At 40.6% G+C, this 25742-nt stretch carries 18 protein-coding genes and 1 riboswitch; of the genes, 16 read left to right on the top strand and 2 right to left on the bottom strand.

Annotation, left to right across the window (positions count from 1 at the left end; translation table 11 throughout):
- The first annotated feature begins 164 nt into the window (after nucleotides 1–164).
- From A8F95_RS11655 to A8F95_RS11595, 13 genes are all read left to right on the top strand, one after another.
- Complete coding sequence (locus A8F95_RS11655; RefSeq protein WP_245671278.1) at nucleotides 165–1607, top strand: amino acid permease; 1443 nt, start codon at nucleotides 165–167, stop codon at nucleotides 1605–1607.
- Between the two features lie 42 nt (nucleotides 1608–1649).
- Nucleotides 1650–2768, top strand: coding sequence for a class II histone deacetylase (locus tag A8F95_RS11650; RefSeq protein WP_065410654.1), 1119 nt, complete (start codon nucleotides 1650–1652; stop codon nucleotides 2766–2768).
- 280 nt (nucleotides 2769–3048) lie between these two features.
- Nucleotides 3049–4425, top strand: a complete 1377-nt coding sequence (locus A8F95_RS11645) for a purine-cytosine permease family protein (protein WP_065410653.1) — start codon at nucleotides 3049–3051, stop codon at nucleotides 4423–4425.
- Between the two features lie 165 nt (nucleotides 4426–4590).
- A complete protein-coding gene (locus A8F95_RS11640; protein ID WP_065410652.1) occupies nucleotides 4591–5970 on the top strand; it encodes an aminotransferase family protein in 1380 nt (459 codons plus the stop codon).
- A 93-nt stretch (nucleotides 5971–6063) separates the two neighbouring features.
- Nucleotides 6064–7545 carry an aldehyde dehydrogenase family protein gene (locus A8F95_RS11635; RefSeq protein ID WP_065410651.1) on the top strand — a complete coding sequence of 494 codons (1482 nt, stop codon included), beginning with the start codon at nucleotides 6064–6066 and terminating at the stop codon, nucleotides 7543–7545.
- A gap of 189 nt (nucleotides 7546–7734) precedes the next feature.
- Nucleotides 7735–9153 (top strand): APC family permease, encoded by a 1419-nt coding sequence (locus tag A8F95_RS11630; protein WP_065410650.1) that lies wholly within the window; start codon nucleotides 7735–7737, stop codon nucleotides 9151–9153.
- A 187-nt stretch (nucleotides 9154–9340) separates the two neighbouring features.
- Entirely contained in the window at nucleotides 9341–9808 is a 468-nt protein-coding gene (locus tag A8F95_RS11625) for a RidA family protein (protein WP_065410649.1), read from the top strand.
- Nucleotides 9809–9966: 158 nt separating this feature from the next.
- Entirely contained in the window at nucleotides 9967–10551 is a 585-nt protein-coding gene (locus tag A8F95_RS11620; RefSeq protein WP_065410648.1) for a hypothetical protein, read from the top strand.
- Nucleotides 10552–10807: 256 nt separating this feature from the next.
- Entirely contained in the window at nucleotides 10808–12103 is a 1296-nt protein-coding gene (locus A8F95_RS11615; RefSeq protein WP_077247336.1) for a Zn-dependent hydrolase, read from the top strand.
- A gap of 359 nt (nucleotides 12104–12462) precedes the next feature.
- Nucleotides 12463–13902, top strand: a complete 1440-nt coding sequence (gene aspA / locus A8F95_RS11610) for an aspartate ammonia-lyase (RefSeq protein ID WP_065410646.1) — start codon at nucleotides 12463–12465, stop codon at nucleotides 13900–13902.
- A gap of 171 nt (nucleotides 13903–14073) precedes the next feature.
- Nucleotides 14074–15741: an FMN-binding glutamate synthase family protein gene (locus A8F95_RS11605; RefSeq protein ID WP_065410645.1), complete on the top strand. Its 1668-nt coding sequence runs from the start codon at nucleotides 14074–14076 to the stop codon at nucleotides 15739–15741.
- 70 nt (nucleotides 15742–15811) lie between these two features.
- Nucleotides 15812–15898: riboswitch (cyclic di-GMP riboswitch) on the top strand.
- Nucleotides 15899–15949: 51 nt separating this feature from the next.
- Complete coding sequence (locus tag A8F95_RS11600) at nucleotides 15950–16840, top strand: hypothetical protein (RefSeq protein WP_077247335.1); 891 nt, start codon at nucleotides 15950–15952, stop codon at nucleotides 16838–16840.
- 175 nt (nucleotides 16841–17015) lie between these two features.
- Nucleotides 17016–18728: a methyl-accepting chemotaxis protein gene (locus tag A8F95_RS11595; protein WP_065410644.1), complete on the top strand. Its 1713-nt coding sequence runs from the start codon at nucleotides 17016–17018 to the stop codon at nucleotides 18726–18728.
- 132 nt (nucleotides 18729–18860) lie between these two features.
- On the opposite strand, the gene A8F95_RS11590 is transcribed toward A8F95_RS11595, so the two are convergent.
- Nucleotides 18861–19604, bottom strand: a complete 744-nt coding sequence (locus A8F95_RS11590; RefSeq protein ID WP_065410643.1) for a helix-turn-helix transcriptional regulator — start codon at nucleotides 19602–19604, stop codon at nucleotides 18861–18863.
- A 136-nt stretch (nucleotides 19605–19740) separates the two neighbouring features.
- On the opposite strand from A8F95_RS11590, the gene A8F95_RS11585 reads away from it, so the two are divergent.
- From A8F95_RS11585 to A8F95_RS11575, 3 genes are all read left to right on the top strand, one after another.
- Nucleotides 19741–20700 (top strand): carbon-nitrogen hydrolase family protein, encoded by a 960-nt coding sequence (locus A8F95_RS11585; protein WP_065410642.1) that lies wholly within the window; start codon nucleotides 19741–19743, stop codon nucleotides 20698–20700.
- A gap of 358 nt (nucleotides 20701–21058) precedes the next feature.
- The gene (locus A8F95_RS11580) at nucleotides 21059–21925 is read left to right on the top strand and encodes an HD domain-containing protein (protein ID WP_065410641.1); all 867 of its coding nucleotides are present in this window, start codon (nucleotides 21059–21061) and stop codon (nucleotides 21923–21925) included.
- Between the two features lie 242 nt (nucleotides 21926–22167).
- A complete protein-coding gene (locus A8F95_RS11575; protein ID WP_065410640.1) occupies nucleotides 22168–24585 on the top strand; it encodes a penicillin acylase family protein in 2418 nt (805 codons plus the stop codon).
- 56 nt (nucleotides 24586–24641) lie between these two features.
- Here the strand turns inward: A8F95_RS11575 and A8F95_RS11570 are convergent, their stop codons facing one another.
- Nucleotides 24642–25733 (bottom strand): DUF4236 domain-containing protein, encoded by a 1092-nt coding sequence (locus A8F95_RS11570; protein WP_065410639.1) that lies wholly within the window; start codon nucleotides 25731–25733, stop codon nucleotides 24642–24644.
- Between the last annotated feature and the right edge of the window lie 9 nt (nucleotides 25734–25742).

The following is a 25742-nucleotide window of genomic DNA, read 5'->3' as shown; positions in this document are numbered from 1 at the left end:
TTCCCTTATGTAAGCGGATTCGAAAAATAGCAAGACGAGGGAAGCTTGAGTGTGGAATTGTTAATAAACACGTGAGAAAGAGAATGCACCAATAGCTGTTCGTATGTCTTGTAGATAAGCAAAGGCCAAAGGATAAATAACTATAGAAAAAAAGAGGTGGAACTATGGCAAATGATCACATGCAGCATGGCTCATCCACGCAAGGAGAATTGCAAAACACATTAAAGAACCGTCATGTTACGATGATCGCTCTCGGAGGAATCATTGGAGCTGGACTTTTTGTCGGAAGTGGGGCTGTAATTAATTCAACAGGTCCAGCGGCTGTCGTGAGTTATATTTTATCAGGGACTTTGATGTTTTTAGTCATGCGAATGATTGGTGAAATGGCGGTAGCTAATCCAACAGCGGGTTCCATTTCTGAGTACGCAAGGTCCGGATTAGGCAACTGGGCTGGCTTTAGTGTAGGGTGGCTCTATTGGTACATGTGGGTCATCGTCGCTGCAATTGAAGCTGTAGCGGGGGCTGGTATTCTCGTAAATTACTTTCCCCATATCCCAGCTTGGTTTTTATGCTTAGTACTGCTAGTCGTCCTCACTTTAACAAATCTTTATTCAGTCAAATCTTTTGCTGAAACTGAATTTTGGTTCGCCTCGATTAAAATATTTGCGATTATCTTTTTTATCGCTTTTGGGGCGGTCTACCTTCTTGGATTATGGCCTGGTGAATCACCTGGTCTATCAAATCTCTATACCTCAGGCGGCTTTTTTCCTAATGGGACCGTGGCGGCTCTAATTGGAAGTGTAACGGTTCTTTTCTCGATGGGAGGAGCGGAAATTGCTACCATTGCCGCTGCTGAATCGGATCAACCTGCCAAATATGCTGCAAAAGCAACAAATCAAGTAATGTACCGAATCTTTTTCTTTTATGTCGTATCTGTCTTCTTCATCGTAGCCATCGTGCCATGGAACTTCGAATTTGCCGGTGTGGCGATTCAAAGTCCCTTTGCTATTGCGTTAGAGCGATTAGGTCTTCCTTTTGCCCCGATGCTCATGGAAGTGGTCGTCCTTACCGCTGTGCTTAGCTCACTTAATTCTTGCCTCTACATCACATCTAGAAGTTTATTCACTTTAACTAAACAAGGCGACGCACCAAAATTTCTTGTCAAACTAAGCAGGAGAGGTGTTCCGGTAAGAGCCATCCTTGCAGGAACGGTTTTCGGATATATAGGCGTTGTTTTAAATTACTTTTTTCCAGAGACTGTTTTTCTGTTCTTGATTAATTCCGCGGGAGCTGTCATGCTTTTCTACTATTTGATTTTGGCTTTTGCCCAAGTCCGCTTACGCCGTAAATTAGAACAGGAAGAACCAGAAAAATTAAAGCTGAAAATGTGGCTATTTCCTTATTTATCTTATGCAACAATCGTTTGGATGCTGGCCGTCATTGCAGCTATGATTTGGATTCCAGGCACACGTTCACAAGTGTTTTTGAGTTTGATTAGCTTTGGGGTGATTCTTGTCGCTTATCTGATACGATCTCGATATAGCAAGCCAACAGAAGAGGAATTTATAGAGCCGACAGAGAAGTTTGTTGATGCATCAAAGGGATGAGATAGTATCACAAATTAAAGTTAAGAATTAGGGGGAATCTAAATGAAGACAGGTTATATTTATGACGAAAGCTATTTTTGGCATGATACTGGGAGCGGTACACTTTACCTTCCTTCTGGAGGGTACTTGGAGAAAGATGTTTTTTCTGAAGATCCAGCAACAAAAAGACGGGTCAACAATTTATTAGAAAGATGCGGATTAATGAAAAAACTGCAAAAAATTGACCCTAGACCAGCAACGAGAAAGGAAATTGAGTTATTCCATACGCCAAAGTATATCGATAAAGTAAAACTATTAAGTGATACAACAGGTGGAGATGCCGGCGATCATGCCATCGTTGGAAGAGGGTCTTATGAGATCGCTTTGCTTTCTACAGGAGGGGCCATAACGGCTGTTGATGCCGTTATGGCAGGAGAAGCCGAAAACGTATATGCACTTACCCGTCCGCCTGGACACCATGCAGAGGCAGACATGGGGATCGGATTTTGTATCTTTAATAATGTCGCGATCGCTGCTAGATATGCCAGGGAAAAGTACGGATTAGAAAGAATTATGATTGTAGATTGGGATGTACACCATGGGAATGGAACGGAAAAAGCATTTTACAATGATCCTAATGTTTTATTTATCTCTATTCATGAAGACTTAAACTTCCCTAATAATACAGGCTTTGCTAATGACGTAGGAGAGGGAGAAGGGCGCGGTTATAATGTCAATATCCCATTGCCGCCAGGCACAGGAAATGCGGGCTACTTACATGCTTTTGAATCTGTCATCCGCCCTCTAGCAGATGAATTTAAGCCGGAATTAGTTATTGTATCAGCTGGTCAGGATCCAGGGATATTCGATCCGTTAGGAAGAATGCGGGTCACAGCAGAAGGGTTTGGAGAAATGACTAAAATCATGAAAGAAATTGCTCAGAAACATTGCGGTAAGAAGTTGGTTATGTGTCATGAAGGTGGTTACAGCAACGCCTACGTTCCATTTTGTACACTTCGGATTATTGAGACATTAAGTGAAATTCAAACGGATGTAGAAGATCCATTCGCTTCAGGGTCAAATGGATATCCCGATAAGGTGTATGATCATCAAAAAGAAGTTATTGAACAGGTGATCAACATTCAATCAGAGTTCTGGAGCACCTTACGGGTTCAAGTTTAATTTACTAGGAAATGTTAGGTATATAGATTCATTTTTTCATCCATCCCTAAGAAGGAGAGTTTGCTGGAATGTTGAATTAGATAAGTTCAATACTAAATGATGAACAGTGCCAGGCTCTCCTCAAGCCCCTTGCTTCTAGACATTTATCTGACGAGTTTGTTTGGAGACTTTTGTATTTTGGTTGAATAAAGAATGATCTTAATGTCAGCTGGGAGTGAACGTATTAATAAAAAGCTGCATGTATATTCAGCTATTCAAAAATAGAGAGGGGCAAGATTAAATGAGTGAGAATCATCGCTCTAATTCCATTGAGCAAAAAAGTTATGAGTACATCTCCTTAGAAGAAAGAAGAGGGAATCCAAAAGAGCTGTTTTTTGTTTGGTTTGCTGCGAACACGGTCTCTACTACTCTTATAACCGGAGCACTAGCAGTTATCATCGGTTTAAATTTTTGGTGGGCGAGCTTGTCAATTATTTTAGGGCATGGGATTGGAGCAGCGGTTATGGCGCTTCATTCTGCTCAGGGACCGAAGCTAGGCATTCCTCAAGTTATGCAGAGCAGGGCGCAGTTTGGATATTTCGGGGTTATCTTGCCCATGCTCATTATTTTCACGATGTATTTAGGATATGGGGCAAGCAACACTGTATTGGTCGGCCAGGGAATATATGAAACACTGGGAATTAATCTTAATGTAACGGTTATCATTAGCTTAATTCCAATGGTATTGCTAGCTATTTATGGCCAAGGCTTGATACAGAAGTCGATGAAACTGTATACGATTTCTTACACAGTGATCTTTTTGGTACTTACTCTGCTCGTAGTTAGTCAAGTATCCATGGAAATGCTTAATCGGGGAGGCTTCTCGCTCAGCCAGTTCATTTTAGCTACCTCTATCTCGGTTACTTGGCAGATTACTTATGGGCCGTATGTATCTGATCACTCAAGATATATGCACCCAACTGAATCTAAAAAAACATTTATCTACACTTATTTAGGAAGCTTTTTGAGTTCTGTCTGGTTAATGCTCTTAGGAGCCGCTTTAGCTAGTATGGTTGCAGACGGCAATGTAATGGCACAAATAAAAGAAATGGGCCACGGTGCCGGAACAGCGATTGTTATTTTGCTCTCCCTTGGGTTGATTGTCATTAATTCATTAAATATTTATGGAGCTGGAATTATCGTTTTATCCATAGCAAGTAACTTCTTCAAGTTTGCTACAACGATAAAAATACGCGTGCTCACCTCTGCGATGGTGGGGATTCTCCTTGCTCTGGCAGCTACTGTAGGTGCAGGCAACTTCATGAGTAATTTTCAAATCTATTTAGGGTTTATCTTGTTCTTTATCGTTCCTTGGAGTGTCATTAACTTAACAGACTTTTATGTGTTGGGCCGCCAAAAACATGCTCCAGAAGAATTTATGAATAAGAATGGAGCCTTTGGCAAGCTGCGTGTCAGTTCATTGGCTATTTATCTTTTAACTGTCTGTTGCCAAATCCCTTTTATCAACAATGGGATCTATCAAGGGCCGGTATCTAAAATGTTGAATGGATTGGATATTGCCTGGTTAGTAGGGATCGTTGTTGCTTTTGGCTTGTATTATAACTTTGAAAAAGTGAAGAACAAAACTGAATCCAAGCCTATTAAAGAAGTAGTGTAAGAAAATAATAAAGTTGTATAAACAGTGTTGACAATATTCTAAAAATTAAGTATATTTACAATTAAGGAAAATATCTCTAATTATTCCTATTTAACGAAATGAGAGATCAGGATAGAATGACATTCCTGGACGTTCATCCACTATTAAAATCTGGAGGTAAAGAAAATGGTTGTATCTCAAACAGCACTAAACATTGCAGAGTTAATTGAAGCCGATAAAAAGCACTACCTTCACCCAACAACAGTACCTAAATTATTTGTTGAAAATGGACCTAAAATTATTTTTGCAAAAGGCGAAGGGGTTCGTGTAACGGATGTACAAGGCAAGTCTTATATTGATGGCGCTTCTATGCTTTGGAATGTGAATTTAGGGCATGGGAACAAGGAGCTTGCACAGGCAGCTTATGACCAAATGACAACGATTGCTTACAGTTCTTCCTTCTATGGCTACTCTAATGAAAAAGCTGTGCGTCTTGCAGAAAAAGTGGTATCTATCGCACCAGGAGACTTAAGCGCAATTTTCTTTACATCCGGTGGATCAGAATCAAACGATACAGCCTTTAAATTAGCACGTTTTTATTGGGATTTAAAAGGGCGGCCGACAAAGAAAAAAGTAATTTCTATCAGCCGCAGTTATCATGGAGCTACTGTTTCAGCCGGAACAGCTACACGTATTGAGGGATTCCATAGTTTTTCCGGCTCAAAAGATCCCGATATGGTAAGAGCCAAATCTCATTTAACAAATTGTGAGCTGGGAGACAGAAATGATCCGAATTATGAAGGTTGCATTCGTGATGTGATTGAGAAAGAAGGGGCAGACACGATTGCTGCCGTGATCCTTGAACCGATACAAGGGGCAGGCGGAGTTCATGTTTCACCAGATGGATATTTACAAGCAGTTAAAGCACTTTGTGAAGAAAATAATATTCTCTTGATTGCCGATGAAGTCATTTGCGGGTTCGGCCGCACAGGTAAAATGTTCGGTGTGGATAATTGGAATGTTGTGCCTGACATTATGAGTGTGGCGAAGGGCATTACAGGTGGCTACGCGCAGCTTGGCGGCGTTTTAATAAGTAAGGAAATAAGGGATACGATCGTTCAATATGACAAAATTTTAGGTCATGGCTTTACGTATAGCGGCCATCCAACAGCTTGTGCGATAGGCTTAAAAACGATTGAGATTCTTGAGCGTGACAACATTCTTGAAAACGTTAACAACATGGAGAAAGAATTGAAAAAGGGATTTGCCTATTTAACGGATAAATATCGTTATTTCACGAAATCGAGAGCAGTAGGCTTGCTCGCTGGATTTGAACTTCAACAGGATCGAGAGGCAGACTTGCCATTTGCAGAAACGGTCAGACCAGCCACCTTCGTTGTAGAGCAATGCTTCAAGCGCAATTTGATCTTAAGAGCGGCTGATTTTGAAAAAGGAAAAGATATCGTAGCGATTGCTCCGCCTCTTATCATTAATAAAGAAGAAATTTCCGAAATGATTAATATCATTGATGCGGCAATGACTGAATTCGAAAAAACAGTGAAGTAATACGTTATGACAGCATGTCAGGGACTATACAGGCTTAGCAGCTAGCTCTCTGGCATGCTTATTTTATTTAAATTAAAGGAGGAAAAATAAGAAATGGCTAATCAAACACTTGAATTAAGCAGTAAAGTAAGTGAGTTTTTAAAAGGGACAAAAAAGCTATATATTGATGGGAAATTTGTTGCATCTGCTTCTTCTAAAACGTTCCAAACGATTAATCCGGCGACAGAGGAAATATTAGCGACAATCTATGAAGCAGAAGAAACAGATATTGACCTTGCCGTAAGAGCGGCAAAAAGGGCGTTCGAGCAAGGCCCATGGTCAAAGATGAGTGGCGCTGAAAAGGCTAAACTGATTTTTAAACTAACAGATCTTATTGAGGAGCATCAAGAAGAATTAGCGCAGCTGGATACTTTAGATAATGGCAAGCCAATTAGTGAATCCCGTGCTCTTGATGTGCCGAATGCCATTGAGGAATTCCGTTATTTTGCGGGATGGGCCACGAAGAATATGGGGCAGACCATTCCTGTTTCTGGCAATTTCCTAAATTATACACGTCATGAACCAGTTGGAGTGGTAGGGCAAATTATCCCGTGGAATTTTCCTATTAGCATGCTCTCGTGGAAAGTAGCTCCGGCATTGGCTGCTGGCTGTACGGTCGTGTTGAAGCCTGCTGAGCAAACACCGCTTTCCGCTCTTTATTTTGCGGAGCTTGTTGAAAAAGCGGGATTCCCTCCTGGCGTAGTGAATATCGTTCCAGGATTCGGACCAGTAGCTGGACAAGCGCTTGTAGAACATCCGGATGTGAATAAGATTGCTTTTACGGGCTCTACTATTGTAGGGAAAAAATTGATGAAGCAGGCTGCTGATACGATGAAGCGAATAACGCTAGAGTTAGGTGGTAAGTCTCCTAATATTATTCTTCCAGATGCTGACCTTTCAAAAGCTATCCCAGGCGTGTTCACTGGCATTATGTTTAATCAGGGAGAAATTTGCAGTGCAGGTTCGAGAGTATACGTTCATAAAAGCCAATATGAGGAAGTAGTGGCCGGCATGGTCGAGTTGGCTAAAGAAGTGAAGCTCGGAAACGGACTAGATGCCGAAACAACGATGGGTCCCCTAGTATCAAAGAAACAGCAGGATCGTGTATTTGAGTATATCAATATTGGAATAAAGGAAGGAGCGAAGCTGGCGACAGGCGGAGGAAAATTAGATGAAGGATTCTTTATAGAACCAACAATCTTTATTGATGTCGAAGAGCATATGACGATCGCGAAAGAAGAAATTTTCGGACCGGTTGTAGTAGTGATGCCTTATGATACGGTAGAAGAAGTGATTGAACGGGCCAATAGCTCATTGTACGGATTAGGAGCAGGGATATGGACAGAAAATCTAAAGACTGCTCACAATATAGCAAACCAGTTAAAATCCGGTAGTGTGTGGATTAATTGCTACGATGCCATCGATCCAGCTTCTCCATTTGGCGGCTACAAAGAATCTGGCTTTGGAAGAGAGATGGGATCTTATGCTTTAGAAAATTATACGGAAGTAAAGAGTGTGTGGGTAAACTTAGACTAGAAGCCAGTTTTGTTTCTTACTCTTTTTAAAAGAAAGCTAAACTTGTATTGGCAGACGTTAACAGGCTGTCCTTAAATCAGTGGATATCTGACTTTTGGACAGCTTTTTTGTTCTCGATTTGTGGTATAACCCAGTGTGAACAGTTCTGCTTCATAAAATTTTATTCAGAAACGGGAGGGTTAAAAATAAGTGACTAAACAATTAAAGAGAAGGTTAGGGTTATGGGCAGCTGTTGCTACAGGAGTGGGGATTGTTGTAAGCTCTAGTGCGCTAGTATCGCTGGGGCAAGGATTTGGTGCGGCAGGACCGGGATTTATATTAGCAATGGGAGTTGCTTTGTTTCTAAATCTTTGTGTGGCTTTCTCCTTTGCTGAGCTTTCAAGCATTATCCCTCGTGCCGGGGGAATCAATCATTTTACACTTCCTGCGCTTGGACCTTTTATGGGAATGGTTGCTGTCATTAGCGGCTATGTACTCGTTACGATCTTTGCAGGAAGCGCTGAGGCAGGAATTGCTGGAATTGTATTTCGTGACGTGTTTGCTCCAGGAATCAATCCGATGATTATTTCGCTTGCCCTTGTTATCTTGCTTGGCATGGTAAATGTATTAGGGGTAGAAGTGTATAGCACCATCCAAATTATCTTAACCACACTATTAATTGCTTCTACTGTTATTCTGGGGATTATTGGATTAACTGGGATAGGGGCTACAGGAACACCTGTGCCAACTACTTTGGAATTCAATCCGTCTGGCTGGGGCGTATTTGGTTTTACGGCGCTAGCCATTTGGCTATTTGTAGGGGTCGAATTTGTAACGCCGATGGCCGAGGAAATAAAAAAGCCAAAGATCTACGTACCTTTAGCTATGATTCTAAGTTTAGTCATCATTTTACTAGCTGATGCACTTTTCGGATTTGCAGCGATTAAATATGCTCCCCTGCAGCTGTTAGGTGAATCAGCCTCCCCGCATGTTGAGGCAGCAGGTGCTATTTTAGGGAAAACAGGGCAAACGTGGATGGGGATTGTCACCATCCTTGCAACAGTTAGTACGTTAAATACGTTGATATGTGCGATCGCCCGGATGGTTTATTCGATGGGACTAGAGGGGCAGATGCCTAAGGTCTTTGGGAAAACAAACCGATATGGTTCTCCTTGGGCCGCTGTGGTGCTTATGTGTGCTTTGTTTGTTGTATTTTTGCTGGTAGGCCTTACAAATAGCGCATCAATTGTCACGTTTATTTTAGCAGGCTGCTTCTGTTGGCTGGTGACGTATTTTATTGCCCATTTGAATGTCGTTATTTTGCGTTATAAATATCCAAATGTGAAAAGAACGTTTAAATCTCCTTTAGGATTTACCTTCCAGATTATAGGGATGATTGGCATTCTCTATGTCATGTTTAATATGTCGCCTGATGCGGCTTTAAGAACAGAAATTTATAAGTACTCGTTATGGTTCTTAGGATTAACCGTCATTTACGCTGCTCTCTGGGTTAAGTTTGTTATGAAGAAGGGGATCTTCCAAACGATCCCTTTAGAAGAATTAATTGAAACGACAAGTACCGCACCGAGAGATTCTGCTGACGAGTTAAAAGAAGATGTGAGTATATAAATAAAGTTGTTTGTTGGAAAACTGATTGACAGAAGAAAGAAGAGTCGTTTCAACAGAATTTTTAAAATATTCAATAATATTGTTGACTTACAAAACGAATGATTGTATATTTCTATTAAAGAATAATTAAGGATAAGTTCCTTAATTAGAAGTTACAAAAATATTTATTTAGGAGGAATGAAAGACGATGACAGTACAAGGCGAAGTGAAAAGTCCAGCTATTAAAAGAATTAGAAAGTTTAAAACGGATGAATACTATCCTTCAAGTTTAGGAAAACCAGAACATCATATTAAGAATGAGCTAAGTATGGCGGTACGGGCAGGAAATCGCATCTTTTTACGAGGACAAACTGGTTTTGATTTAGATGGCAATTTTCACGGAATCGGGGATGTAGCAAAGCAAGCAGATCAGGCATGTAAATGTGTGAAGCAGCTGATTGAAGAAGCGGGCGGCACAGTCAAGGATATCTGTAAAATGACTGTATATTTACTGAACAGAGAAGATCGCAGCAAGGTTTACCCGGTTTTAGCAGAGCATTTTAAAGATGTGTATCCTTGTAGCACTGGGTTGATTGTAAGTGGTTTTGCTATGCCGGAAATGTTAATGGAAATTGATATTGAGGCTGTTATTAGTGAAGGAAATGAAGAGGATTAAGGCAGTAGGCTTGTCGTGAATGGCTAGTACGGAAGAAACCGCAATACTCTAAAATATAGGGGTTTGCGGTTTCTTTTTTCTATAAAAGATGAGGCATCAGGCAGTCGTTTATTTTCTCGCTAACGAAAATAATGAGCAAATAATTAAGGAGCTATCACATGAACTTAATACAAACGGTAAATGTAGAGCAAATTCAATCTCATGTAGAATCTATTAAGGAATTCCAGGCCTTTGCTAAACAACTATTCTTATCTGTTGGGGAAGAAGCAAAGCGCCGTCTTTCTTTTTGTTTTGATGGAGTAGAGTATAAATATCAGTTGGCGAGATTGCCCGATGTGATTGCGAGGTTCGAAGAAGAATATGGAGAGGCACCTATCGTTGGCTGGGTAGCGATGTCTTTTGCAGATCAAGAGCCTCAGCGCGTACACATTGGGACCTTGCTTAATTACGGGAAATGGCCGCTCACTTATACGGTAGGGTTTCACTTGCTTGAAGATGAGTATCAGCAGGTGGCTGAGGAGCTTCGTTCTTTAAATTGGGGAAAATTGATTGGCTGTGAGCCAGCTTATCAATACTCAAAACCAAATGGAGAGCATATGTTCAACAGTTCGGCGGTTGAACTCAATTTAGCTTCTTTAACAGAAAGTAAAGAAAAAATGGTTGAAATGATCGTACGTTATTACGAGCAGGCTGCTCCGATTGCAGCAAAGTTAAGGAAAAAGAGTTGTGTCGTAAGTGAGTGAAGGCCTCTTATAATATGGAGTTTTTACATATTCATTTTAAGTAAGCTCTGTTAAAGGTAAATGTTGTTTTTTAATATAGTTGATTGGAGCGGAAGGCGGCGACTCCAGCGGGAAAAGCGTGTCCTGGTGAGGTCCCGCAGGAGCGCACGCGACGAGGAAGCTCACGGACCGCCCGCGGAAAGCGTCCGCCTGAAGCGGAAATCAACAACCAAGTATAACAGGGCCTTTAAGTAAAAAGAGAGGAGCGGAACGAGCCGTGCAAATAAATCTAGATCGGTTAGTACGAGATATCGAAAAATATGCCGAGTATGGAAAAAACAACAATGGAGGCATTACAAGGCCTAGTTTTTCTAAGGCTGACCATGAAGTAAGAGCGTTGTTTATCGAAGAACTAGAGGAGTTGGGGCTAAACGTTACAATTGACGGAGCCGCTAACATTTGGGGAAGAAAAAAAGGAACAGGAAAACAAGAAGGAACAATTGTCATTGGTTCTCATTTGGATTCTGTTCCAAATGGCGGCAAGTATGATGGGCCATTAGGGGTTTTGACAGCAAAAGAAATTATCAAAACATTAATAGAACATGATATTATGCTAGACCATGATCTTGAAATTGTTTCCTTTACAGCTGAAGAATCGAATGACTTTAATTTATCTACATTCGGGAGCCGGTCATTCGCCGGCAAATTAACGGCAGAAATGTTGGAGACCGTTCATGATTACAAAGGAAATCTTATTAAAACAGAATTAGAAGAAGTCGGCGGCGGTTTAGAGAAATTTCCGGCAATGGACCAAATGGCAGAAGAGAAAAAGGCGTTTATTGAGCTTCATATTGAACAAGGGAAGCGGTTAGAGAGCCGCAATCTTTCAGTAGCGGTTATTAATAAATTTGTCGGCATGTACCGTAGTACCGTCCGAGTAAGCGGACAGGCGAATCATTCAGGGACAACGATGATGGAACATCGTCAGGATGCGTTAACCGCTGCTGCTGAAATCATTCTCGAAATAGAACGCCATTGCCGTGAAGACGAGACAGATTTAGTCGGTACTGTCGGCAAATTAAATGTTTTTCCTAATGCTACTAATATCATCCCAGGTCAGGTTGAATTTAATCTTGAGGTGAGAGGGGAAGATGGCGGCCGAATTTACAAAGTCGTGGATCTTATCCGAGAGAGTTGGAAAACCATCGCTCAAAAAAGACAAGTAGAAGTCGAGGAAGAAATCTTTTTGCGGCAAGACCCTATTGACCTCGATCAAGAAATCGTTAGCATCTTGCAGCGTACGGCTGAGGAAATGAAGGAGCCATACAGAACCTTTGCCAGCATGGCAGTTCACGACGCTGCCCACATGGCGGCTGTCACGAAATCAGCGATGATCTTTGTAAAAAGCGTCGATGGGAAAAGTCATTGTCCAGAAGAGATCAGTCTTCCTGAAGACATCGAAAAAGCGGGAAACTTGATGTTGAAAAGCCTTATGACTATTGACCGGGAGTTATCAAAAAACATGACGGAGAAGAATGGTACCCAAGTATTCAGCGAAGCAGCTAATAGATAATATTATTTTTAAAGGGAGCAGGTAACTGTAAGTGGCCAGCTCCTTCTTTTTATATTTTCAAAAAATGCTATAGATAGATGAGAATGTGCTATAGTTGGATATGGAGAGGAATTTTTGTGACAGAAAAAAATATTCTTCTAGTAACATTGACTTACACACAGTCCAGTTGTATTCTTAATTGAGTATATTTTAGGAATAATTCCTAAAAATGGATTTGGATCAAGTGCTGTAAAAAAGAAGGTTGTTTATGATGTAAAGAATGTATAGTTGATTTTCAGACATTTTTTAGAGTCAATAATAAGAATTGTTCTAGGTACAGCATGTCAGAGAGAAATGTTTCTGAAAGGAATGGATTTACAATGATCAAAGATAAAGTGAGAATTGAAAAAGATTTTTTAGGTGAAAAAGAGATTGCTTCAGATGCATACTATGGCATCCAAACAATGCGCGCTTCTGAAAACTTTCCTATTACTGGTTACCGCATTCATGAGTCGTTAATCAAAGCATTGGGAATAGTGAAAAAAGCAGCGGCATTGGCAAATATGGAGACTGGCCGTTTACATAAAGAGCTTGCTGAGGCCATTGTCCAGGCCTCAGAAGAAGTAATAGAGGGAAAATGGAATAACCAGTTTATTGTCGATCCAATTCAAGGCGGGGCTGGTACTTCAATAAATATGAATGCGAATGAAGTAATTGCGAATCGCGCACTCGAATTATTAGAGCACGAAAAAGGTAATTATCGTTATTTAAGCCCTAATAATCATGTGAATATGTCACAGTCTACGAATGACGCTTTTCCTACTGCTATTCACATTGCCGTACTTGCATCGCTAGAAAGCTTGCTTGCGACGATGAACGAGATGCACAAAGTCTTTAAGGAAAAAGCGGCGGAGTTTGACCATGTAATTAAGATGGGCCGTACTCATCTTCAGGATGCCGTTCCGATCCGTCTAGGTCAGGAATTTGCTGCGTATAGCAATGTCGTAGAGCGCGACATGGAGCGAATTCAGCGATCACGTACTCATTTGTACGAAGTTAATATCGGAGCAACAGCTGTCGGAACAGGATTGAATGCTGATCCGGCCTATATTAAGAGTGCGACTAACCATTTAGCTGCATTAAGTGGGTTTCCTCTAGTGAGTGCGAGACACCTCGTTGACGCGACTCAGAACACAGATGCGTACACTGAAGTGTCTGCGGCTTTAAAAATTTGTATGATTAATATGTCTAAGATCGCTAATGATCTCCGGTTAATGGCTTCCGGTCCGCGCGCAGGACTTGCTGAAATTAGCTTGCCGGCACGCCAGCCTGGCTCATCCATCATGCCTGGAAAAGTCAATCCGGTCATGGCAGAAGTGATCAACCAAATTGCTTTTCAAGTAATCGGAAATGACCATACGATTTGTTTAGCTTCTGAAGCAGGGCAGTTTGAGTTGAACGTGATGGAGCCTGTATTAGTGTTTAATTTACTTCAATCTATCAATATCATGAATAATGGATTCCGCACTTTTACAGAGCGTTGTCTTTCTGGCATTGAAGCGAACGTAGACCGCATGAAAGAGTATGTAGAAAAAAGCGTAGGAATTATTACAGCGGTTAATCCTCATATTGGATATGAGGCGGCTGCTCAAATCGCGAAAGAGGCGATCGCAAGCGGTAAGTCAGTTCGTGAATTGTGCTTGCAGCAAGGAGTTCTAACAGAGGAAGAAATAGATCTTATTTTAAATCCTTTTGAAATGACTGAGCCGGGTATTGCGGGTTCTGCGTTTTTAAATAAACACACTGTTAGTGCGAAATAGTCACGAGTAACTAAAAGAGCTTTCGAAAAAAGTGTAGGATGATACACTTTTCGGAAGCTCTTTTTATTTATTAAGATGATGTGCTTCTGTCTCAACTCTCTTTATTGCATACATTCTTTTATCTACGTACAAATTAAGAGAAGTTGAATTGTATGACTTGGAGGGGTAATCATGAACGTTGCAGATTTCTTGATTATTATGGGCGCTGTTGTGTTGGCCATTGTTTTCATTATCCTTGTTGCTTTTCTAGTCTATATGGTTTTATTTGACCGCAATCAGAAAAGCCATTCGATTCTAAGAAATTACCCGCTGCTTGGGCGAGTCCGTTATTTCTTTGAAAAGATCGGACCGGAGATGCGGCAATATTGGTTCAACAGCGACACTGAAGGACGGCCTTTTTCTAGAGAGGATTACGAACATATCGTTAAAAGTGCTAAATATAGCCGTGATGTTGTTGGGTTTGGATCAAAGCGCGATTTTGAAGAGGAAGGTTTTTTTATACGGAATGATATGTTTCCGAAGTTAACAGAGGAACTCAAAATGGATAAGGAGGCAAAGGCATTAACGCAAAGATATATTTTATTAAAAGATCCTCTTTTCATGCAAAGAGAGGAAAAACGGGAGGACAATGAAGCGCTCGCATATTTATTGCATGATGAAGACGCAGTAGTGATTGGCCCTACTACAGAGCAGCCTTTCATTGTTAAAGGATTGATTGGCATGTCAGCAATGAGCTACGGTTCGCTAGGCGATCGGGCCATTACAGCCTTATCAGAAGGATTGGCCTTGGCGAAGGGATCGTGGATGAATACAGGAGAGGGTGGATTGTCTCCTTATCATTTAAAAGGCGGCGTCGATATTATTATGCAGATCGGTCCAGGCTTATTTGGGATTCGTGATAAGCAAGGCAACGTCGATTGGGAAGAATTAAAACGAAAAAGCGAAATCCCCCAAATAAGAGCATTTGAAATTAAGCTGGCTCAAGGTGCTAAGGCACGCGGCGGGCACATTGATGCGGAAAAGGTAACTCCAGAAATCGCGGCGATACGAAAAGTGGAGCCATATAAATCTATTGACAGCCCTAATCGCTTTCGAGATTTTAGTGATGTACCGGCCATATGCGAGTTTATGGAGAAAATTCGCAATCAGACTGGAAAGCCAGTCGGGATGAAAATCGTAGTCGGCAGCAATGATAGTGTAGAAGAATTGGCTAAGTATATGAAGGAAACTGGAAAAGGCCCTGACTTTATTACGGTGGACGGGGGAGAAGGCGGAACAGGAGCTTCTTACCAAGAGCTAATTGACAGTGTTGGATTGCCGATTAAATCGGCTTTGCCTATTCTTGTAGCGACTCTTCAGAAATACGGAGTACGTGAACGGGTAAAAATTATCGCTTCCGGCAAGCTATTTACCCCTGACCGGATCGCGATTGCTTTAGCGATGGGAGCGGATCTTGTTAATATTGCACGCGGGTTTATGATTACGGTCGGATGTATTCAGACGTTGAAATGCCAATCCAATATTTGCCCCGTAGGAGTGGCCACTACTGACCCTGATTTGCAAAAAGCACTCGTTATTGACGAAAAGAAGTACCGGACAGCGAATTACTTAATCACGCTTCGACGAGGGCTGTTCCGTCTTTCTGCCGCCGCGGGTATCGATTCGCCTATTCATTTTGAACCGAAACATGTGATGCATAAGGACGACAAAGGAGTCGTCACTTCACTAGAAGATATTTTCCATGAGGTAGAACGCCAAATAGGAACGGATCAAAGTGTGAAAAAGAAGGATGAGGCACCTTATCAACAACAGCCTTCGATTGAGACAGGCCTTATTTAAAAAGACACAATTCACTTCAGCTATTTTTTTATAAATGTTTAAACAATTGCTACGTTTCCTCCGATAAAAAAAGTGTAAAAGGCAAACTTGGCGAAAGTCGGGGACGCAAAGCTACGGACCTAAGCAGTGAAGACTGTATGGCCGCCGAGCTGCCATTCTCCTCATAATTGAAGAGCAATGGCCATTCAATCATGAGGAGGAAAAGAGGATGGGCAAAGTAAGAAAGATGTTTTTGCTAATGGTTGTGTTATTGATGGCATTCCTAATGGTGAATGACAGAGCGGCGGCAAGCGAAGGAAGCGGGCCTCGTTCCACATGGCTATGGGATACGCAACAAATTGTCACAAATAAAGATCAATTACTCACTTTCATGCAAGAGCATCAAGTTAGTCAAGTATATTTGCAAATTAATGGCAGTATTTCAATAGATCGTTACAAAGAGTTTATTAAACAAGCACGGCTGAAGGGCATACAAGTACATGCATTAGATGGCGCTCCATCTTGGGTATCCAGCCAGGGGCTTTCCCAGCAGCGCAGCTTTTTCTCATGGGTAACAAATTATCAATCAAAGGCATTGCCGGAAGAACAGTTTACAGGCATCCATTTAGACGTGGAACCTTATTTATATGCAGGCTGGAACAGTCAGTATAAGAAAACAGTTTTAGCTTATCAAACACTTTTACTAGAAGCTCGGCAGTCTTCTCAGCGTTTAGGTTTGCCTCTTGCAGTAGACATTCCATTCTGGTTTGATGGACAGTCTTACAGCAATACTTTAGGAAAAGGAAAGTTATCAGAATGGGTCATTTCCAATACAGATGCCATTACAATCATGGCTTATCGCGACACCGCTGCTGGAGCGAACGGTATTATTGAGCTCGTGCGCAACGAAATGAACGATGCTGCGTTGAAACATAAAAAGGTATCGATTGGAGTGGAAACAACTCCTTCCGCAGAAGCAAGTTTCGTCTCTTTCTATGAAGAAGGAGAAAGCTATATGTGGGAACAATTAAATAGCACTAGATCTTATTATGAACAACTTTCTAGTTTCAATGGCTTTTCCATCCATTCCTTACACGGCTGGATGGCATTGAAACCATAAAATATGAAACGCGACTTTTTTAGTCGCGTTTTTTGTTTGCTTTTTCTTTCTTTACTAAGTTTGTGGTGTGAGGAAAATTTGAGAAAAAAATTTTTGTTAAGCGAAATAAGTACTACATAATCTGGGTTAAACGTCCGATATAACTTAATAAAAACTTCGCAAAAGAGGGAATAAAATGACGATTTTAAATAATTTGAAAACAGCTCAAAAGTTATTAATGCTAATTATTCTTTTTGCAGTGATGGGAAGCACTGTTGGTATGGTGGGGTACAAGAATATGAGAGACATGGCTTCTGGATCAGAAACCATGTATAAGGAAAATGTACAACCAATCGATTGGCTTGGGCGGATTAATGCTAATAACCGTGCGATTGATTCTTTTACGTTAGAGGCATTAATTACTAAAGATCCAGCTAGATACAATGAGTTAATGGCGAATATTAGTAATGCGATAAAAGAAAATAATGAGAACATGAAGAAGTATAAAAAAACAAATTTGTCTTCCGAAGAAGAGAAGACATTAGAAGTTTTTCAAACAACGTTACTTCAGTTTTCGGAAGTGAGACAACAAGTGCTCGATTTAGCTAAACAAAATAAAAAGGATGAGGCATACGCCCTTTATGTTCAATCCGCATCTGAAAAACGCACGCAAATTAACAAGGCGATCAATGATTTGCAAGAGTATAATGAACAGTTAGCGAACAAAATTAAAGAGAGAAACAATGAGAAATTAAAGACAGCTACCTCCATTTTAATAACAGTTAGTTTAGCAGGAATCGCTATTTCCATTTTAATTGGACTCGTGATAACACGGAGCATTGTGAACCCAATCAGGCAAATTCAATCTTTAATGTCCCGAGCAGAAGATGGTGACTTTACAATCCAAGGAAGCTACCGTTCTAAAGACGAAATTGGGCAGCTTGTTTCCTCTTTTAATAATATGATTAACGGCTTGAAACAAATCATTAAAACTGTTAGTGAAACCTCCGAGCTCGTTGCCGCTTCTTCTGAAGAGTTAAGTGCAAGTGCTGAGCAAAGCAGCCAAGCGGGAGAAAGCGTTTCTAGCAATATTCAAGAATTAGCTAAAGGATCAAGCAGGCAATTACAAAGCGTCGAGGAAAGCACTAAAATTATCAATGAGATGGCAGGCTATGCTGAAAAAATCACTTTAAATGCAGAGCAAGCAGCCCAAAAGGTGGCCCAAACATCTGATATGTCATCTGAAGGAAAGCAGTCTATTGAAAAAGTCGTAAAGCAGATGAATTCTATAAACGAAAACGTGACAGGCTTAGGAATCTCTATAAAAGAACTCGGTGAAAGTTCAATTGAAATTGGAAGAATTAACGAGGTTATTACAGCAATCGCGGCTCAAACCAACCTGCTGGCACTAAATGCCGCTATTGAGGCAGCAAGAGCGGGAGAAGCGGGCAAAGGGTTCGCCGTAGTAGCTGATGAGGTGAGAAAACTTGCCGAACAATCAGCAGCCTCAGCAGAACAAATCACAAATTTAATTGAAGTCATTCAGAACAATACAGGCCAGACGCTGCAATCCATGAAGTCAGCCACAACAGAAGTAGAAGCCGGTTTAACGGTGGTGCAAGAAGCCGGAGACTCCTTTGAGAAAATTGAACGCTCTATTCACGAAGTAGTGGTCCAGATCAAAGACGTGGCTAACGCCATTAATGAATTGTCTTCAGGCACCGTACAAGTAGCCACTTCTATGAACGTCGTAAAAGATGTAGCAGAAGAATCAGCCGCAAGCAATGAAAGTGTATCCCTTGCGACAAAAGAACAGCTAGTGTCGATGGACGAGATTTCCACAGCTTCCGCTACTCTAGCGAAGATATCAGAAGAGCTGCAGCAGTTGATTACGAGATTTAAAGTGTAATTCTATGTTGTGTTTATTAGGCGCTTGTGAAAGCAAGCCTTACTATAATGGCTAACCAAAAATAAACACAACATAAGAGAAGACAAAGGCTGGAAATATATAGTTGGTCAATGTACTAGCGTGGAGAATGATTTAAGAGCTGGCGTTTATCTGCATCATTCGTGACAACAAGCCAGTTCTATTCGTCACCCCTAATTTTTTATAGATATTCTGCAAATGCTTTTTTATGGTGTGTAAGCTGACGAATAAATGATCAGCCATTTCTTGATTAGTGAGTCCGAATTGTAACAATTCACAAATTTTTTCTTCACTAGGAGTTAACTTTAAATCTTCTATTTGGCTATTATTGGGTGAATGCTTGAGAATGTACTGAAGCTTAAGCGAGATAAAATGAGAAAGAAGGTCGATGCTGTTAGCTGCTTTATCATTAAAGCTGGCACTCCCTTGTTCACCTAAGAAGGAGATTCCGCCAATTAATTTATTTTGGCTTATTAAATAAACGCCCATTTCATGATAATGATGATGAGGCTTCATAAAACCATTGTAAAACAGGCTGTCTTCATACTCTTGTTTAGATATAATATCTTCTATCCGTAATACTCTCGTATTGGATAACAGAGAAGATACACGTATTGGCAGCAAAAAATCCTCGTCATGGTAATGATGAATGTATTGATGAAGGGATTTCTCTGGTGTATTTCTAGTAACGGGACTATAAATTTCTCCTTTATCCCTACATAGCCAGAAAATCGAGCGTTCAAGCCCAAAGTGTTTTTCGAACAAGTATAACACCTGTTCCCGAAATTCTGAGAGGGTATGTAAGTCATCTAACTGAAGAAGCAGCTCTTTATAAGTATTGAACGGTATCTCTTTCATGCTCTCACCTCGTTAAATCGTGTATGTTTAACATCATGAAAATAATTTGTTGATATAGGAATAAGAATATTACACTTTCGGATAATTTTCATACTATTCCCTCTATTTTATAATAAAAAAGAAGGGAGAGGATAGAATGAGTTATTTAAATATGGCGATTGTTCAAGTGGCATCACCTAGTATGAGCCAGGATCTAGAGCAAAGGAAGGAAAAAAACCTAGAAAAAATGATGGAGTACATCGACCAGGTTTGTTTTGTGAACCCGACCATTGACCTGATTGCTTTTCCAGAACTATACCTGAACGGACTCGAAGCGGTCTATTGGAAGGAAATGGCGGAACCTATACCAAATGGGCCGATGGTACAAGAGTTGATAGAGAAAGCAAAACAGATTAACAAATGGCTGGTACCAGGTTCTTTTTTTGAATTAGGCGAAAATGGAAGCGTATACAATACCGCTATCTTAATTTCTCCTCAAGGAGAGATCGTCCTTAAATATCGAAAAGTATTTATCCCTTATCCATTAGAGCCATCTACTCCAGGAAATGAATTTCCTGTTTTTGAAATCCCGAATATCGGAAAGGTTGGCTTTTTAATTTGTGCGGATGGCCATTACCCGGAGGCTGCCCGTAATCTTGCATTGAAAGGGGCGGAAGTTATTATAAAACCAACTCTTCAAGGAGAATGGATTGGCGGACTGAGAAATCATACTCCTGTAGCGATTACCCGGGCGATTGAAAACCAATGCTTTGTCGTCAGCATTAACCATCCGTCACCGATTGGAATGGGAAATTCGGTAGCGGTTGACCCAGAAGGAAGAATTATTGAAGAGTTAGGCATTGCGGAGTCTTTTACTTTCGTACATTTAAACTTAGAAGAAGTTCGACGTGTAAGAGAAAATGGTTCCTGCGGAATGTTCGGCTTTTTAAAAATGCTTAAGGAATTTAAAGAAGCTGGATGCAACGTAGATGAGTGTTATGAAGATGGTATCGAGAATGCAGAAGTATATAAGAATCTTTCTTTTCCTCATGCAAAGACGCCAGACCAAATTACTCGCTATAAAGGCCCAAAAGATTTGAAACCTTCGACTCTCTAAGGTGGAGTGTTTCTACTTGAATGAAATAAAAGTGAAAATTTTTGAATGACAGTTCAAAATTAGCTATCGATCAAACGGTCATGGCAAGGTGAAAACTTTTTTCATCCTGCCATGACCATTTTTGTTTTGCTCCTGCAGAGTCACTAGCTTTCCTCTTTTTTAATTTTCCATGTCATAATGGAAAACAAGGATTAATGCACTGTGGAGAAGAATGAAGTTAATAGTATGGTTTTCAAGTCTTTTAACGGATAGAAATATCAATTACACAAAGATGATCGAAAAATATGCGCACAATTGGGTATAGAGGAAAAAGGTGAGAGGGCTTAAAACAAAATCTTTCAAAAAAGGATGAAACACTATGAACTTAATTGAAAAAGCAATTAACTTCGCTGCAATAGCACATAAGAGACAAGTCCGGAAAGTGGCTGATATTCCATACATTGCTCATCCATTTGCCGTTGGAATGATGCTGCAAAAAGCGGGATGCGCTGATGAGGTAATCGCAGCAGGTATTCTTCACGATACGTTAGAAGATACAGAAGCCACTTATGATCAGCTTGTCACGGAGTTTGGCAGACAGGCAGCAGATATTGTGCAAGCGGCGTCTGAACAAGATAAGACTTTACCTTGGGAAGAAAGAAAACGAGCGACGATCGAAGCGCTGCCGTTCGTTACGAAGGAAGCACTTCAAGTGATTGTATGTGATAAGCTGCATAATATTCGCAGCATTTATGAGTCAGTAGAGACAGAGGGAGCGAAAGCCTGGGAGCATTTTAACCAGGGAAAAAGTAATCAGCATTGGTATTACTCGAATATTCTAAAGCAGCTCAAAGCGCGCAGAGGAGAGTTTAAGCTGATTCGTGATTTGGAAAGTGAAGTGAACCGGCTATTCATCGGCAGAGAAAAGCTGACAAACGAAACCATTGATTTGTTATTTGATGTATCTTACCAAATAATAGAGGAGAAAATTCCACTTTTAGAAAAGGCCGGGCTTTTGGAGTTTGTCAAAGAAGTACATGCAGAAGCAGACTTTTATTACCGAAATGATCGAATGGACTTTGCTTATCCATTGATGGAAGCTTTTCAGACGCGAGGAATCGAATTTCAAAGTAATTCGGATGGGCCGATTCTTTTAATGTTATACATAGCCGTTTTGCAAAAGCGGCTCGCCTGGTCTGACGATGAGGTATACCGGTATTTTAAACGTAATGAGAAGAAGCTGTAGTTTACATGGAATGCACTGCTCGAAATGTGAGCAGTGCTATTTTATTTTTCTCTAGAACAAAAGATAGGTCATTCATTTATGAACTTTCCACCTCATTAGTTGGAGATATAAAGAAAAAATTGTAAGTCAACACCTGACTATTTAACTAAATATTCTAAACATTTAAAAATTTGATTGCTATTGCATAACGGTGAAATTATAATTCGTTTTGTAAATGTAATGAAGAACAGGAGGAATAAGGGATGAAGAAAAAGTGGCTCATGGTCATTATGATGGTGTTCGTGCTCGTTCTTCCACAAAACTTTGCATTGGCTAAAGACCAAAAGAAAGTGGAGAATGTGACGATTATTCGTGATTCATATGGAGTTCCGCATCTATATGCCAAAAATAAAAAGGATTTGTATAAGGCATATGGCTACGTAATGGCACAAGATCGTCTGTTCCAACTAGAAATGTTCAGACGGGGAAATGAAGGAACCGTTTCAGAAATCTTTGGTGAAGAATATGTAACGAAAGATGAGCAGTCAAGACGAGACGGTTATAGCGACCAAGAGATTCAAAAAATGCTGAACGGTCTTGATCGTGAAACGAAGCAGTTAATTGAACAGTTTGCTGAAGGTATCACAGCCTATGTGAATGAAGCAGTGAAAGCGCCTGATCAAAAGCTTTCAAAGGAATTTCATGACTATGGCTTTTTACCGAGAAAGTGGAAAGCAACAGATGTTGTCCGTCTCTACATGGTGTCGATGACTTATTTTATGGACAACCATCAGGAATTGAAAAATGCAGAAATTCTAGTACGGCTTGAACGTACATATGGAAAAGAGCAAGCGGTAAAAATGTTTGATGACCTTGTTTGGAAAAATGATTTGGAAGCGCCTACAAGTATTCAATCAGATGATCAAACAGACATTAAAAAGGAAGGAAAAGCTTCCATCCAGCCGTTTTCATCGGCCGTGATCGATGCCTCAAAGAAAATTGTAAAAGAAAGAGACAAGTTTGTTCAGTCATCAGAAGAATTAGGATTGCCTTTGAAAATCGGCAGCAATGCGATGATTGTGGGGGCGAAAAAGTCTAAATCAGGCAACGCTTTATTGTTCAGCGGTCCGCAAGTTGGCTTCGTGGCACCTGGCTTCCTGTATGAAGTAGGATTGCATTCTCCTGGCTTTGATATGGAGGGATCAGGATTTATCGGCTATCCTTTTATCATGTTTGGCGCTAATCAACATTTAGCTTTAACGGCTACTGCTGGTTATGGCAATGTTACGGATATCTTTGAAGAAAAACTAAACCCGGCTGATCCAACACAATATTTCTATAAAGGAAAATGGAGAAACATGGAGAAGCGGAAAGAAACATTCATCGTCCGTGGAGAAGATGGAAAGTCAAAGAAGATAGAAGAGACATTCTTCCACACTGTTCACGGTCCTGTCATCAGCCTCGATAAAGAAAAGAACGTAGCTTACAGTAAATCATGGTCATTCCGCGGCGCAGAAGCCAAGAGCATCCAGGCTTATATGAAGGCTAACTGGGCGAAAAACGTAAAAGAGTTTCAGCAGGCAGCCAGCGAGTTCACGATGTCATTAAACTGGTACTATGCTGATAAAAAAGGCAACATTGCCTATTATCACGTTGGTAAATACCCGATCCGAAGCAATGAAATCGATGACAGATTCCCAACACCAGGCACAGGGGAATACGAGTGGAAGGGATTCCAGTCATTTGCTAAAAACCCGCAAGCTATCAATCCGAAAAAAGGATATGTCGTCAATTGGAACAATAAACCGTCTAAGTATTGGAGAAATGGTGAATACAGCATTGTTTGGGGAAAAGATAACCGCGTTCAACAGTTTATCAATGGAATAGAAGCAAGAGGCAAGGTGGATTTAAAAGACTTAAATGAAATCAATTACACAGCAAGTTTCGCGCAGCTGCGCACTCATTATTTCAAGCCATTATTAATAAAAACGCTTGAGAAATACCAATCTGAAAATAAAGAGTATGCTTATTTAGTTGAGCAGCTGAGAAAATGGAACAATTTAAAAGAAGATAAAAATCATGATGGCTACTATGATGCCGGAGTCGTCGCTTTCTTTGATGAGTGGTGGAATAACACCCATGATAAGTTGTTCAATGATTCATTAGGCAGTGTCTCTGATTTAACGAGAGAAATCACAGATCACCGTATGGGAGCGACACTCGCTTATAAAGTATTAAGCGGGGAGCCAACAAATTATCAATGGAAGTCAAAAGAAGAGGCAGAAAAAATTATGTTGGAAAGTACCGATGAAGCACTTGCTAAGCTTTATAAAGAAAAGGGAGAAGAAGCAGATAAGTGGCGTGCGCCAATTAAAACCATGACATTTGGTGCAAAATCGTTAATTGCTATTCCACATGGATACGGATCAAAAACAGAAATAATCGAAATGAATCGTGGAAGTGAAAATCACTATATTGAAATGACACCAAAACAGCCGGAAGGTTTTAACGTCACACCGCCAGGACAGATTGGCTTTATTCATAAGGATGGGACACTCAGCGAGCATTATGAAGACCAGCTCAGCCTCTATGCTAACTGGAAGTTTAAGCCGTTCTTATTTGATAAAAAAGACGTGAAGCGAGCTGCCGTGTCCGTAAGTGAGTTTAATGCTCGCAAATAAATAGTAACAAACCGGCGGTCTCATCAGACTGCCGGTTTTTATTAAATAAGACAGAATCATAGTTTTTCTACAGGTTTAAAGCCCTGTGTTTTCTTGAAGTCCATTCGATGCTCGAAATTAATCATAGCATCCGAGCAATCGATCGCATCAAAGTTTAGCTGATTGAGCTTTTCTTTATTAAACTTTACCGATAAAATCGGAACGAGATTCGGTCGCCCTGTTGATGTATCAAGTACTTCATCCATCGCATGCACTGTAACCGTATTGAACGGTAAAATTGCAAACATATCTCGGGCAATTCGGATGACACAGCTGCAGACATAATCCTGCTGAATATCGAAATACTTCGTTTTAGGCATGTTTTTTACAGAGAGTTTGCCAGTTTTCGTTAAGGTTTTGATTTGCGTTGGCACTACATTTTTAGAATGAACGAGAAATTCAACTTCTAATGCATCGGGCTCTTCTATAAAAAATTCAAAGCCGCTTCCGAATTCCAATAAGTCATCAAGCGGCGCTAATTCCTCTATTACTTCAAAATAAGCATCAACATCTTTATTCAGAATTCGATTAGCGATGCTGATCGTTCTCTCTAGTTCTCTGCATTCTGCGGCATCCTTCTGTCTAGCTTGAATAACAGCTGCCCTTAGTTCTTCTTCTTTCTTGCCACCGGTTTTCAAAAGCTTTTGAAAAAGAGTTGGTTGAAAGGAATCCAATTCCTGTTGAGCTTCGATTTTAAATTGCCCCTTGTCATTTTTTTGATGAGGATGAGTAGAGCGGCTAATTTCCTCCCAATCAAATGTATCATCACATTCCTTGTGAATCGAGCGAATGAGATCAAGCTTATTTTCGTATACTTCCACTTCATACCTAGCGCGCTCTAGTTCTTGTTGTTTAGCTATTTCTTTTTGTTGCTGCACAAGTCTTTGTCTTTGCTGCTGCGCAGAGCTTTTATACTTCCTTCCTGAGCCGGAGGTGTGCGTGTAAGAAATGCCAGTGCCTGGTAGACTGGCTGTCGTTCTTCGCTGTCCGCTCGAGTTAATAGAGTAGCGCAATCCTCTCACGCCTGCACTGACACCAACACCTCTTTTTGACACATTTACCCGGACGCCTGGCGCTATTTTAAAGCTTTTTCTAAAGCCTAGTCCCATTTCCAAAAC

The sequence above is a fragment of the Pseudobacillus wudalianchiensis genome (assembly GCF_001685015.1).
GTDB lineage: Bacteria > Bacillota > Bacilli > Bacillales > Domibacillaceae > Pseudobacillus > Pseudobacillus wudalianchiensis.
Note: the sequence above shows the minus strand (reverse complement) of the source record. Positions and strands in the feature narration are given on the sequence as shown.